General features: G+C 39.5%; 9 protein-coding genes, 2 pseudogenes and 1 other annotated feature. Of the genes and pseudogenes, 1 reads left to right on the top strand and 10 read right to left on the bottom strand.

What is annotated here, in order from left to right; all coding sequences use genetic code 11:
* Positions 1-8 precede the first annotated feature (8 nt).
* Positions 9-219 (bottom strand) — a binding site (T-box leader).
* A gap of 42 nt (positions 220-261) precedes the next feature.
* The 3 genes from thiI to ezrA all read right to left on the bottom strand — a co-directional run bounded on the left by thiI (position 262) and on the right by ezrA (position 4579).
* The gene (gene thiI / locus LREU_RS02625; protein ID WP_003667593.1) at positions 262-1482 is read right to left on the bottom strand and encodes a tRNA uracil 4-sulfurtransferase ThiI; all 1221 of its coding nucleotides are present in this window, start codon (positions 1480-1482) and stop codon (positions 262-264) included.
* A gap of 21 nt (positions 1483-1503) precedes the next feature.
* On the bottom strand, positions 1504-2652 hold the full coding sequence (locus LREU_RS02620; protein WP_003667592.1) for a cysteine desulfurase family protein: 1149 nt from the start codon (positions 2650-2652) through the stop codon (positions 1504-1506).
* 223 nt (positions 2653-2875) lie between these two features.
* Positions 2876-4579: a septation ring formation regulator EzrA gene (gene ezrA, locus LREU_RS02615; RefSeq protein WP_011953417.1), complete on the bottom strand. Its 1704-nt coding sequence runs from the start codon at positions 4577-4579 to the stop codon at positions 2876-2878.
* Between the two features lie 390 nt (positions 4580-4969).
* Between ezrA and rpsD the strand changes: the two genes are divergently transcribed.
* Positions 4970-5575, top strand: a complete 606-nt coding sequence (gene rpsD, locus LREU_RS02610; protein WP_003666632.1) for a 30S ribosomal protein S4 — start codon at positions 4970-4972, stop codon at positions 5573-5575.
* A gap of 131 nt (positions 5576-5706) precedes the next feature.
* Here rpsD and LREU_RS02605 read toward each other — a convergent pair whose 3' ends face one another.
* From LREU_RS02605 to yaaA, 7 genes and pseudogenes are all read right to left on the bottom strand, one after another.
* Positions 5707-7041 carry an NCS2 family permease gene (locus LREU_RS02605; RefSeq protein WP_003667588.1) on the bottom strand — a complete coding sequence of 445 codons (1335 nt, stop codon included), beginning with the start codon at positions 7039-7041 and terminating at the stop codon, positions 5707-5709.
* A gap of 248 nt (positions 7042-7289) precedes the next feature.
* Entirely contained in the window at positions 7290-8672 is a 1383-nt protein-coding gene (gene ltrA, locus LREU_RS02600) for a group II intron reverse transcriptase/maturase (RefSeq protein WP_003666987.1), read from the bottom strand.
* A gap of 506 nt (positions 8673-9178) precedes the next feature.
* Positions 9179-9685, bottom strand: a pseudogene (locus tag LREU_RS02595) (CoA transferase); the annotation flags it as partial.
* A 138-nt stretch (positions 9686-9823) separates the two neighbouring features.
* Entirely contained in the window at positions 9824-10282 is a 459-nt protein-coding gene (tnpA, locus tag LREU_RS02590) for an IS200/IS605 family transposase (RefSeq protein ID WP_003664118.1), read from the bottom strand.
* Positions 10283-10445: 163 nt separating this feature from the next.
* Positions 10446-11279, bottom strand: a pseudogene (locus LREU_RS02585) (formyl-CoA transferase); the annotation flags it as partial.
* Complete coding sequence (gene oxc / locus LREU_RS02580) at positions 11272-13002, bottom strand: oxalyl-CoA decarboxylase (protein WP_011953416.1); 1731 nt, start codon at positions 13000-13002, stop codon at positions 11272-11274. The gene oxc and the pseudogene LREU_RS02585, both read right to left, overlap by 8 nt.
* A 115-nt stretch (positions 13003-13117) precedes the next feature.
* Positions 13118-13867 carry a peroxide stress protein YaaA gene (gene yaaA, locus LREU_RS02575; RefSeq protein ID WP_011953415.1) on the bottom strand — a complete coding sequence of 250 codons (750 nt, stop codon included), beginning with the start codon at positions 13865-13867 and terminating at the stop codon, positions 13118-13120.
* Positions 13868-14050 lie beyond the last annotated feature (183 nt).

Below are 14050 nucleotides of genomic sequence, written 5' to 3'. Positions count from 1 at the left end.
ATCACAATCGATAGGACGAATCATCGCGGTACCACCTAATTTGAGTATAAAATACTCCACTTTATCATTTCATAACGGTAAATGAACCGGACATACCTACTATTAATTTCAGTATATCAGCTCCCGAACTACCTTCATAAAGTTTAACTAATCCTCTCTCACTATCAGGATCTCGCTTTTTAGGTGCCGCTTTACTACTCTTTCGGTCAATGCTTATTAAAGTGTATCATAGCTAAATTATCAAACCTCGTCAAGGCCTAATTAAAGTAATTCAGCAAAAACATCTTCATTTTGGTTTAAATAATCTTCACCAGGATGAATTTCCGTAATTTCAATCCCATCAAGAGCTCGTTGCATTAATCCTTCAATATCAAGTCGTTTTTCGTATTCACGAGCCCGCTTAACATTTGGCCGGGTTTTTGGCGATGGCGGTGTAAAGACAGTACAACAGTCTTCATATGGAAGAATTGAAAGATCATAAGTATCAATATCTTGGGCAATTTTAATGATTTCGGTCTTATCAAATGACAATACTGGTCGCAATACCGGATAAGAAGTTACATCATTAATCGCCAGCATACTTTCCATTGTCTGAGAAGCAACTTGACCTAATGATTCACCATTAAAAATAGCCAGGCCATGACGCTTAATCATTAAGGCAGCTGCCAACCGAAGCATCATTCGCCGTTGAATTGTCATTAAGTAGCCTTCAGGAACTTTTTCCTTTACTGTTTCTTGAATTTCAGCAAATGGCACCTGAATAAACTTAATACTTCCACTATATTTTGCAAGACGTTCAGTTAGTTGTTTGGCCTTTGCTAAAGCTTGGGGACTAGTATATGGCGGACTAAAGAAGTGAACCATTTCCATTGAAACACCACGCTTCATCCCAAGGTAAGCAGCTACTGGTGAATCAATTCCACCAGACATCATCATCATTCCTTTACCAGCAGTACCAACTGGCAAACCACCGGCACCCTTAATCGTTTCACTTGAAAGGAAAATCCCATTAAGACGGATCTCAACTCGTAAAGTTAGGTCTGGATGGTGAACATCAACTTTTAATTTATCAGGAAACTTATCTAAGAGGTATCCCCCTAGCTTGTTGTTCATTTCAAAGGTATCAATTGCAAATTGGTGATCTGATCGACGAGTTTCCACTTTAAAGGTAATTGGTTTATCAACTTGTTCAGCGATCATTTGCGCTGCTGCCTCTGCAGTCGCTTCAAACGTCTTATCAACTTTAATTGATGGAGAGAAGTTTTGAATCCCAAACACTAACTTCAACCGATTCATCACTTGATCATAGTCAGCTCCATTTAATTCAACATGCAACCGATCACGTTGGGCATGCACCTTTACCTGGTCAAAGCTATGAAGGGCCTTTCGTACGTTTACCCCTAAACGATCAATAAAGGACTTTTTATTATGTCCCTTTGTCGAAAGCTCACCATAACGAACCATGATTTCTGTATATTGCACGTTATGTCCTCCTTTCAGATTTTATTCAATAATTTTCTTAAAGCCAGCGTATAATTCATCAAATGTTTTATTAAACTGATCAGCTTCTTCAAGGGTATTTTGATCCCCAAGACTAATCCGAACTGCACTTGTCGCAATATCTTCTGGAACTTTCATGGCAGCTAATGTTCCGGCTTCGGAATGCTTTTTAGACGAGCAAGCACTAGTAGTTGAGATATAGATATCCTTGTCTTCAAAGGCATGAACAATCGTTTCACCCCGAACCCCTACAATTGCAAAGCATAGTACATGGGAAGCGAAACCTTGATCACGGCCAGAAATCAATTTCACATGATCAAATTTACTTAAATGGTCGTAAATCCGTTCTTTGATTGCCTGTTCAAGTTTTACTGATTCCGCTTCATTTTCCTTTACTAACCGAATTGCTTTTGCCATCGCAACATTACCCGGTGTATTTTCTGTCCCATTTCGTAGTGTTCGCTCTTGACCACCACCAGCAATCAAGGGCTCTAACTTACGGCCACTCTTGACATAAACAAAACCAGTTCCTCGTGGGGCATGAAATTTATGACCAGAAAAAGTGGCAAAATCAACGCGATCACTAAATACTTGGTCATCTAATCCTTTACCAATAGCCTGAACAGCATCCACCATAAAGTGAATATTTGGATAATCTTTAAGGATTTCTCCCACTTCTTTAATTGGCTGAACCGTTCCAATTTCATTATTAACCGCCATGATAGACACTAAAATAGTATCTGGACGAATGGCAGCTTTAACATCAGCAGGATTAATTCGTCCTTCTTTATCAACGGGGAGGTAGGTAACTTCAAATCCGAAGTCTTTTAGTTGCTCCAATGCATTTTTTACTGCCGCATGTTCAACACTGGTCGTAATAATGTGTTTGCCAAAACGGTACTTAGCCATTGCAGTTCCTTTGATTACCCAGTTATCTCCTTCAGAACCACCACTAGTAAAAATAATCTCACTAGGCTTAACCCCGAATAGCTTTGCGATCTGCTGGCGTGCCTGTTCTTGAAGGTTCCAAGCATTTTCACCAAAATTATGTAAGCTGCTTGGATTCCCCCAAATCTTTTGGCTCACGGTTTCGTATGTCGACAAAACATCCGGTAGTATCTTTGTCGTCGCACTATTATCAAAATAGATCATACTAAATTCCTTCCTAAAAATAATACACAGGGTTGTTACAAATGGGTAACCTACTCTGATTATGATTTCAACAGTATAGGATAGGCTACTGCTGAAGATTTCGACTCTTCTTAAAACGGTTTTATATTATAACAGAAAATTAGCTATTAGGCATTAATTATCACTATCATTTAATAAGAAAAGAGGAAACCAGGATTCTTTGCCCAATTTCCTCTCAATTCTTTTAATTTTTACCAATTTCACGATAATAGGTATCTTCAATTCGTTTGTAGCTACCAGGTTCAATCTCCTCTAAAACTGTCGCAATTGCCTCTAAACTTGCCGTGTAGTTAAACTGCTTAAAAAGTTCTTGGGATTTTTTAGCTGCTGCTGCAATCTTTTCGTTATCACTAAACCGGTTTGCATATTGTTGGAATCGTTCTGTTAATTCCGCGCTATCACGAAGAATATCAGTCTTGTCATTTAATGTGTCTAGGTCTGACTCGACGATAATTAGTTGCTTCGTAATTTCATCCATATTGATCTTATACTCATTCAATTCATCAGCTAACTTTTTAATCTCATCGCTGACACCAAAGAAGTAATCTAAGTAATCCTTTGGTAAGCCAGGAAGGTTCAACTGTTCTACTTGTCGATGAATTGTACGAATCTGGGTGGAATATTTTTGAAGCATTTGACGGGCGCGTTGCTCATCAGTCTGTAATTTAGCAACTTCATCGTTAAGCTTTTCTTGGCTTTTTTCAATTTCAGTCAAGTTCTTTTGATTAGACTTTTGTCGATCAAGCACCTGACTATAAACAGCCGTTTTATTGGCAACTGCTTCTGCGTCATCACGATACTGCTTAATAATCGCCTTAATTTGTTCACCAAGTTCTCGAACGGTTTCTTGTTCATGATTAGTAAGTGTGTAATTCAAACTTAACCGGTCTAATTCTACACCAAGTTCGTCATTTTGCCGTTGAGCATGTTTTGTAAAGTCTTTCATCACTTCAATCAAATGAATAGCTTCATTCTTAGCATCAATTTCTTTTTGCATTACCCCGTATAAGTAATCAATCTGGTCACTAAGATCTTTATTAGATTGTTCCACAACATCTAATTGTAAATTGTTAAGCTGATCAATCGTCTGATCCAGTTTAGCTTGGAGTTGCTCAATTTGCTTATCAATATTTTTCTCCGTAAAGTGGAAATTTTGTTTTACGAGTGTCTCATAACCACTTTTTAGCTCGGATAATTGTTCTGGAAACTCGGTTGCAATTGGCTTATAGAGCTGAGGAATCTTCTTAAGGTCTTGTTCAAATTTGTCGTTTTCAGATTGCAAATTGCTTAAAATTTCTTGAGCCGCCTCAATATCGCCTTTATTAGTTAAATCAGTAAATTGCGCGAATTGATCCTCTAATTCGTTTAATCTGCTATTTAACTGCTTTTCACTGTCTCCATATTCGAAGCTCTTCTCATTTAGTTGCCGGTGGAATTGACGATATTTATTTTTAATCTGCTCGACCGCTTGCTTATGGGTATGTTGTTGTTGACGAAGATGTTGTAAGTCTTTTTGGATCTGTTGAAGAGTTGTCGTTAACTTTGCCAAATCTGCTTGCAGGTCACGAATCTGAGTGTTGATTGTCAACAACTTGCTCGTCCGTGAATCTGCTAACAATTGAGGAGCTCGTTTATTAAAGGCCGTGATTGCTGGTCGCACTTGTTTTTCATATTTGTTTTTAGTTGTTTCGAATTGCTTTTTAGCATCCCCGATTAGTTGCAATTCTTCAACATTTTTAATCTGCTGGTCAACTTTTTGATCTGCTAGCTTTTTCTCGCTTTCCATTAAGTCGTTGATCTGTTTAACAGCTCGTCGTTGATAAAAATATACGCAAGCTAATATTGCTACAACAATAATTAAAATACCAATCAATACTTGAAAAACCACTTTTTCCACCTACTACTTTTTATTGTTTATTGCTCTTGCACAATAATTATCCGTATAATCCTATTCAAAATTATAGCATACCACAATGAACGTGCTTTAAAAGATATGAAAAAACATCTACGTTTGATAAACTTTTATATTGTTCATCATTCTGCTAAAAAAGTTACGAGGTTTCTAAAGAAAAGATTGACTTATTATTACGAACCGTTGTACACTAGATTTTGTGTAAAATAATGCAGCAGTGAGGGGCAAGCTCGTCAACAGACTGGTGCCTAACGGTGTTTTTAGTAACCCGGCTGCTAGGGTGAAAGATTCAAATCAGCCTGCACGAATGCCAAGCTCACAATCGGATTATTTTACTCCAACTAAAATTATTGGAGGAATTTATTTATGTCTCGTTACACTGGTCCAAGTTGGCGTGTTTCACGTCGTCTTGGCGTTTCACTTTCAGGTACTGGTAAAGAATTAGCACGTCGGGCTTACGCTCCTGGTGACCACGGTCGTGATCGTCGCGGTAAGCTTTCAGAATATGGTACACAATTACGTGAAAAGCAAAAGCTACGTTTTATGTACGGTATGACTGAACGTCAATTCTCAAACCTTTTCGTTCGTGCCGGTAAGATTAAGGAAGGTACTCACGGTGCCAACTTTATGGCATTGCTTGAACGTCGTCTTGATAACATGGTTTACCGTCTTGGTTTAGCCACTACTCGTCGTCAAGCTCGTCAATTAGTTAACCACGGTCACATCACTGTTGATGGTAAGCGTGTTGACATTCCATCATACGAAGTTAAGGTTGGTCAAATCATCGCCGTTCGTGACAAGTCTAAGAACTTAGACATCATCAAGAACGCTGTAGAAGCTGTTGTTTCTCGTCCTTCATACGTTGACTTTGATGCCGACAAGCTTGAAGGTAAGCTTAACCGCATTCCAGCACGTGAAGATATGAACGCTGATATTGATGAAGCTCTTATCGTTGAATTCTACAACAAGTAATCACTAGGTATTACTTGTTAGTTCAACTCTAAAAAAGGCATTCTCCGAGAATTGGGAATGCCTTTTTTATGTATCACCATAAATTAAAACACCCTAAGATTGTTGAGCTTTAAACAATCTTAGGGTGTTTTTTATTTCGGTAAAACATTCAAAATATACAGCAATGCAATAAAAACAAAAAACATGCTCCACATTACAACATTTACTTCTTTGCGACGTCCTGCAGCAACCATCAAGATCGGATACGTAAGAAAACCAAATGCAATCCCATAAGAAATGTTATAAGTTAGCGGAATTCCAATAGCAACCAAGAATGACGGTAGTGCAATTTCAAATTTATCCCATTCGATATCTTTCAAGGCGGAAACCATCAATACTCCGACCACAATTAAAGCGGCGGCGGTCACTTGAGTAGTAACAACTTCAAGTAAAGGAGAAAAAGCCATACTTAAAATAAAAAGCGTTCCTGTTACAATCGCAGTCAGACCAGTTTTCCCACCAACCGCAATACCAGCTGAAGATTCAACATATGCAGAAGTTGGGGTTGTTCCCATTACCGCCCCTCCTAACATCGAAAGCGAATCGGCCATTAAAGCCCGACCAATCCGGGGCATTTTATTATCTTTCATTAATCCTGCTTCTTGAGCTAACCCAACTAAGGTTCCAGCAGTGTCAAAGAAAGCTACCAATAAGAAGATTAAGACAACAGCCCACATCTTCGGATCAGTCATTGTTGGCAAGAACTTAATCCCTACTCCAAAAGTCGGTTCTAAGCTAGGAGCCATTGAAATTAAATGATCCGGCATCTTAACCAATCCTGTTAATAAACCAAGAAGCGTTGTTGCAACTAAGCCGATAAAAATTGCCCCTGGAACCTTTTTGACCATTAAAATTGCAATCAAGAAAATTCCAAAAATTGTAATCCAGGTTGTAGGAACCGTCAGCGATCCTAATTCAACTAATGATGATTTACTTGAAACAATGATTCCACCACCCTGCAAACCAACAAAGGAGATAAATATTCCTATTCCCGCAGCCATTGCGTATTTCAAATCTTTAGGAATAGCATTAATTACAATCTCCCGCACTTTAAGGAAAGACAAGATCGTAAACAAGACAGAGGCAACAAAAACACCAGCCATTGCCTTTTGCCACGGAATTCCCATTGCCAATACAACCGAATAAGTAAAGAAAGCATTATCACCTAATCCTGGAGCAATCGCAATTGGATAATTAGCCAAAATTCCCATCAAAAAGCAGCCAATAATTGCTGATAAAGCAGTTGCAGTAAAAACCGCCCCTTTATCCATTCCGGCTACCCCTAAAACGCTTGGATTAACAAAAAGAATATAGGCCATTGAAACAAAAGTCGTCAATCCAGCTAAACATTCTTGCTTAATGTTCGTATTATTCTCTGACAAATGAAAAGTTCGGTCGAAAAAGTCGATTGTTCGTGTTTCTTCCAAAATACACACCCCAAATAAATATGATAGTGTGATTATTGCATATAATCGTCGGGTTTTCAACACTAATATTCGTTTTATACCACAAATAATTCTAAAACAACCTAGAAACTAATATAAACATCCGCAAAAAGCGAACAATACAGAAGACTAAGATAGCTTTAAAGATCGAGTAGGAGATAATTGATTAGTTCAATTATCGACCTCTCACACCACCGTACGTACGGTTCCGTATACGGCGGTTCGACAACTTAATCACTTTGAATTGACTGGAGCGTCTTGGACATATTCATAAGTCCGAGTTGTTCCAGTTTTCTATTTGTTAGAGAATAGCTCAAGGTCTTACTGTGTGCAGTTCGCCAGTAGCCCTTGCGGGTACTAGCGAAGACGTATGCATCACGCTGGGACAGCCCCAGCTTCTGTAAGTTAGTTACCTTAGTTTTAAGCTTCTTCCATTGCTTCCAGATATACTGTCTTATTCGGGCCCTCAACCACTTGTCAAGGCGTTGAATAAAGTCAGTTAGTTTCCCAATTGAGTAGTACTGAAGCCATCCACGCATTTTTCGCTGAATTTCTTCAAACATTCTTGTCAGAGATATTCCACGATTACGTTTAGTTAATAACCTCAATGCTTTCTTTACTCGTTGTTGCGATTGTTTTGCTGGACGGGCGTAGGCTCCATTGTGGTCTACACCCAACGAAAAGCCAAGAAACTTTAACCGTAGCGGGCTACCGACTTTGGTTTTATCTGGGTTCACTTTAACTTTCAATCGCTTTTCAAGAAACTGGGTAATGCTTCGCATTACTCGTTCTCCGGCTCGTTGACTTTTAACATAAATGTTACAATCATCCGCATAGCGCACAAAGTGGTGACCACGTCTAGTCAACTCTTTATCCAACTCATTTAGATAGATATTCGCCAGTATTGGTGACAATGGCCCTCCTTGTGGGGTTCCTTTTTCACTCTTAGCGAAAAGCCCATGGTCTAAGACTCCGCTAGTTAGAAACTTACGAATGAGCCTTAGTGTCCATGGGTCATCAATATATTGTTGAAGATACTTAATCATCAAGTCATGATTAACATTATCAAAATAGGCTTTTAGGTCTAAGTCGACAACTCTTCGATAACCTTGATTATAAAGATCTACTACTTTTGCAATAGCGTCGTGAGCCCCACGGTGAGGGCGGAAGCCAAAACTATTATCAGAGAAAACACGCTCAAAGATAGGTGTAAGAATTTGGGCCACAGCTTGTTGAACCATTCGGTCCACCACTGTTGGTATTCCGAGTTTTCTTACTCCACCATTAGGCTTCGGAATTTCTACCCGTTTGACTGGTGCTGGTTTATACTTGCCCTCACGCAAACTAGCGATCAATTCCGTCTTATTTTCTCTGAGATATGGCAGAAGGTCATTGACTGTCATATCGTCAATGCCTGCTGCCCCTTTATTTCTCTTAACTCGCAAATAAGCCTGATTAAGGTTATTGCGGTCCAAGACTAAGTCTTGGATAGTGACACTCATACCTTTACCTTCACCATAATCGGTACTACGCGCCCTTGTGTACTTTCGGTTTTCCAAACCTATCCTCGACAAGCGGTCAGCTTGTTGTTCTGTTTTCTGCGATTGTCGCACCTGATTACACCTCCGATATAAGTTACAAGTTATTGTCGTTCAGTCCTTCATCTGATTACTCAGACTACTATGACCTCGGCTGACTTCTGGCTTACTCAACGCTACATCACTGCACCGCTTGTTTCTGTGGAAATTAAACTTATTCCTCTTGTCGGAAACGTGTAGGCCAGATCTCCCCGGGTAAGGATATTAACTTTCGTACCATGTCACCGGTAGCTTTACTGAAAGTAACTTCGAGTAGTGTTGGACTTTAACTTGTCATGCAGTCTTATCCAGTTAGTTCCAGCCTTATAGCTACTTCTTGTTCATCGGTGCAGTACTTTGCCTTAGACTTCCTTCAGATTCCACCTCACAGTGGACACCCTTGTCCTCAGCTCATGGTTCCGACTACTACGGCCCATAGCGGACTCTCACCGCCTAGCTAATACCCATGCCGGGCGCACATGTAAAAGAGACCGAAAAATTCAATTTTCCGATCTCTTTTCTTTTATCAGCATAAACCATAGTTAATCCTTAATAACTTTTGTCCGCGGATTATGAGGTTTTTCTACTTTTGAGATTACGCCCTTAGCTACTAATTCTTCAATTTGTTCCGGATCATAACCAAGCGAAGATAGAATCTCCTTATTATTTTCACCAAGATCTGGGGCTCGCTTATAGGTTGGTTTATAGTTTGACATCGTAAACGGCATCCCCACCGTCTTAAATTCGCCGCGATTTCCTCCCTGATTAATCTTAACTAGGGTACCATCTTCATTTAAATCTGGATCATTTTCGAGTTCATGCCAATCTAAAACCGGGCCGACTGGTATACCAGCCGCTCCGAGTTTTTTAGTTAACTCATACTTATCGTAATTCTTGGTATATGATTCAATCAATGGGTAAATTTCTTGTTTATGGAGCTGGCGATGTTCCCAATCCTTAAATCGTTCATCAGTAGCCCATTCAGGATGACCCATCGTATTAGCAATTGTCTCCCAGCTTTTGTTTTTATTTTGAATAACAATCATAACCACCCGTCAAACGGGTGGTTTGCACATCGGCTATAAGCCGATAATAAAAGCCGGCGTCTCAAGGCGCTGGCTTTCGCTTTGCTCAAGCCAAAATGCTCTGACTACTTTGCCACCGCTTTAAGCGGTGTTTATACTACCTCACTTACCCTTAAAAGGGTCCGAATATTCCACACTTGTTAGCTTATCCATTGCTATATCATGTTTCTCTTGATCTCGGATATACTTCTTTATCGTGGATTCATTTAATCCAACTGTACTCACATAGTAGCCTTCAGCCCAAAAATGTCGGTTCCCATATTTGTATTTTAAGTTTGCATGTCGATCAAACATCATTAATGCACTTTTCCCTTTTAAGTATCCCATAAACTGCGAGACACTTAGTTTCGGCGGAATACTTACTAACAAGTGCACATGATCTGGCATCATATGACCTTCAATTATTTCTACTCCCTTATATTTGCACAACAAACGAATATAATCTCTCAGGTCTCTTCGGTATTGATTGAAGATCGCTTTACGTCTATACTTTGGTATGAATACGATGTGATACTTACATAACCACTTCGTATGGGCTAAGCTATTTAATTTATTAGCCATATTTATATAACCTCTTTTCCCTTATTGACTTTGGCTTGAACACCTACATCTTAAGGCAAAAGAGGCCTTTTTTATATAATTTTTATCGCCCACCCGCATAGCAGGTGGTTTTTTGTTTCGTGCACTCGCTCTGCTCGCGCACTCAACTAGGTCTAAAGACATTAATATAAACATAGGCATTAGGATCCGTTTCCCAACCTTTTGCCTTATAAGTCCAGCCAATCACTTGCCCACCTTCACTATTTTCGGACCTAGGAATTGCTTTTCCCCATTTATAGTTAGGATAGACTGCATAGAATGGCAATGCGCCGAGATTGTCTAACATCAATTGATCCCGCAATTTAATCCGACAAAGGTTAATAACCGCATCCTGCATTGATTGATAAACATAGCTCCCTTTACCAGTATGCTCTCGTTGTAGCAAAGCAGCTAAAATTGCAATCGTTAAATGCATTCCAGAGTTAGAATCTCCTAATGCCGCTGCTGACTGCGTTGGGATATTTGCATCTCCTTCATTCCATCCCGTTGCCGAAGCCGCACCACCAGCAGATTGCGCAACCGGTTCAAAGGCTTTTACATTGGCAAAACGTGATCCCTTATTAAACCCTTTTAACGAGGCCATGATTAAACGTGGATTTAATTCGTGTACTTTTTTCCAGCCAAAGCCTGCTCTAGTCGCCGCACCAGGCCTGATATTCTCCACAAAGACATCAGCCTTCTTGAGTAAGTCATACATTATTTTTTGACCTTCTGGAGTTTTAATATCAAGAGTTAATGATTTTTTGTTTGCGTTTAATTGTAAATAATAAAGACTCCATGAATCTTTAATATCAAGCAGTTCATTACGAGTTGGGTCGCCGGTATTAGTCCGTTCAATTTTAATCACATCCGCTCCTAGCCATGCTAAAAGCTGAGTACAAGAAGGCCCCGATTGAACCTGCGTCCAGTCAACAACTTTAATTCCTTTTAATGGTGCATTTTCACTTTGTTCAGTCATTATGATGGCTCCTCTCATTTTCTTCAAGTGGTTGTAAATTAAGCTTTGGATTTAGATTCCCAATATGGCCAGATTCTTTTCCCATCGATGGTGCAATTTGAACATTAATAATATTTGGTCGCCCCGAGTCAACAGCTCTTGCAAAAACATTTTTCATCTCATCGTAATCACTTACAAAATAATTATCACCACCAAAGGCCTTAGCCATTAAATCATACCTGGCAGTTGGATCAAGAGTAGTTGGCCCAAGTTGATTAGGAACAACTTGGCCGATTCCGTTATATATTCCGCCATTATTGATAATAACGACCGTAATCGGCAACTTATATCGACAAATCGTTTCAATCTCCATCCCATCAAAACCAAATGCACTATCGCCATCAAGCGCAACAACATGTTTTCCTGTTTCAACTGCTGCCGCAATTGCATAACCAAGGCCAACACCCATGACGCCCCAAGTTCCTGTGTCGAGTCGATGACGGGGGAGTTGCATTCCAATCATATCTCGTCCAATGTCAAGCGTATTAGCCCCCTCACTGACTAGATAGGTATCTGGATGTTGTTGGAAGTATTCAGCAATAGGCGCAATTGCTCCATAATAGCCAAAATTTTGTGCTACTTTACCATTAGCAATTCGTTGCGCGAATTTTTTGTCATTTTTCTCAGTATCTTGTGCAATTTGCTCTAACCATTCTTCGGGCGCTTGATATCCAGTTGCCAATAGTGCTGGAACCAATTTATCTAAAATCGACTTAAGGTCTCCTTGGAGCGGGGCACTAATTGGCTGTGAGGAATCAAACTGCGTGGCATCGATGTCTAGCTGAACAAATTTTGCATGCGGGTTAAATTGTGGTGCATCCCCATATGAAAGCATCCAGTTTAAACGGGCACCAATTACAATTACTACGTCAGCATTTCGCAGTGAAAGAGAACGAGCCGCTGCAGCAGAATGAGGACTATCATCTGGAATTAGCCCTTTTGCCATCGACATTGGCAAAAATGGAATATTCGTTTCAGCTACTAATTGTTGCACTTGTTTTTCGGTCCGATCATAGGCAGCCCCTTTTCCTAAAATAATAAGGGGCTTTTTGGCATTCTTGATTAAATCAACCGCTCGTGATATTGCTTCATCATTAGGTACCTGTTTAGGGGCAGGATCAACTAACTTATAAACACCCAAACTAGATTGATCAGCATCATCTTCTTGAACAATTGTGTCAGCTGGGATATCAAGATAAACACCACCAGGGCGGCCTGAAACTGCTGTCCGAATGGCTCTTGCAACAGCTAATCCCATATCTTCTGCTCGATCAACCCGATAAGCTTTTTTGCAGAAGGGTTTTGCCGCATTATATTGGTCGAGGCCTTCATAATCGCCCTGTGATAAGTCAATAATATGGCGTTCAGACGAACCTGAAATCATAATCAACGGAAAACAATTCTTAGTAGCTTGAGCTAAAGCTGTTAATCCATTCAAAAAACCGGGTGCTGAAACAGTTAATGCAACGCCAGGTTTTTGCGTTAAGTAACCAGTTGCCGCAGCGGCATTAACTGCTGAATCTTCACGGCGAAAACCATAATATTTCATTCCGCGTAATTCAGCGAGCCGCGCTAAATCGGTTACCGGGATTCCAACTATTCCATACATTCGGTTAATATTATTCTCTTGCAAGGCCTTGATTAATAAATTGGCACCTGTCTTATTTAAAGAATCGCCTACCATAATTTGGCTCCCTTCTATCATTAAAAATTTAATAGAATCAGTGCAATGTGGATAGTTTTGTATACAATTCTTTTATAAGACAATTCAAAAAGATTGGCAAATAATATGATTACTTTTACTTTACCAGTTCGAAAACTAATTTTTCATCAGTAGACAGATCTTCCCGAAAACGGTAACCGCCGATATTAAACTGCTTGACGCCTTCAATCGTTTGAATTTGGTTTTCTGCTAAATATCGCACCATGTTCCCACGAGCCATTTTAGCTAATGTTGCTTTTTGTTTTATCTTTCCATTTATTTCTTCGCCAAAAATACATTTAATAAATCGATCTTGCGTTTGTAGATAAGGAGTAATTGCCTTTTCGTATTCGACCGAGGCTAAGCTAATTACTAAATCATTATTCTTATAGAGTTCATGATAAAGTTGTTCTCCCCAAAAGTCATAAAGATTCTTATATCCATTCACTGGCGCCATGTCACCCATCCCTAAGCGATAAGGTATTATTCCATCAAACGGCCGTAAAATACCATAAAATCCTGATAATATCCGTAAATTGTCTTGAACGTATTTCAGCCCATCCTCCGAGAAAACACTTGGCGCCATATATTGATATTGCAGACCAGTAAAAGCAATAATCGCTGGCGTCAGCTTTCGTTGAAGATCCATTTGTTGGAGCCATTGATAATTTTTCATCGCTAAACGCGAGCTGCAATTCCCCCATACTTTGTGTAACTCATCATAAGATAAACTCCTCATCCACCCTAAAATGTCTTTTGTCTGCTGAAGAAATTCCGGCAAATCTTTGTAAAGTAAGGAGTCAGTATCAACTTGCATTGTTCGTGCTGGAGAAATGATTATTTTCACATATCTCATCCTTTCAAAATTTTTTTGTAAGCTTTTTCAGCTAATTGGTCTAATTAGATTTATGTTTCCTATGCCCACTTAATGTTTGCGCTTTCAGTAAATCGTTTCAATAATTTTGGTATAGGATAAATCCCGTTATTTCAGCTTGTGAAGCGCTTGACAAGCTTTTTTGATGGTTGTAAA

It is taken from the genome of Limosilactobacillus reuteri subsp. reuteri, from assembly GCF_000016825.1.
Lineage (GTDB): Bacteria > Bacillota > Bacilli > Lactobacillales > Lactobacillaceae > Limosilactobacillus > Limosilactobacillus reuteri.
Note: the sequence above shows the minus strand (reverse complement) of the source record. Positions and strands in the feature narration are given on the sequence as shown.

Coding starts and splice junctions, on each gene's coding strand:
- LREU_RS02620 (WP_003667592.1), bottom strand. CDS start 2,652: ATGATCTATTTTGATAATAGTGCGACGACAAAGATACTACCGGATGTT.
- rpsD (WP_003666632.1), top strand. CDS start 4,970: ATGTCTCGTTACACTGGTCCAAGTTGGCGTGTTTCACGTCGTCTTGGC.
- tnpA (WP_003664118.1), bottom strand. CDS start 10,282: ATGGCTAATAAATTAAATAGCTTAGCCCATACGAAGTGGTTATGTAAG.
- oxc (WP_011953416.1), bottom strand. CDS start 13,002: ATGGTAGGCGATTCTTTAAATAAGACAGGTGCCAATTTATTAATCAAG.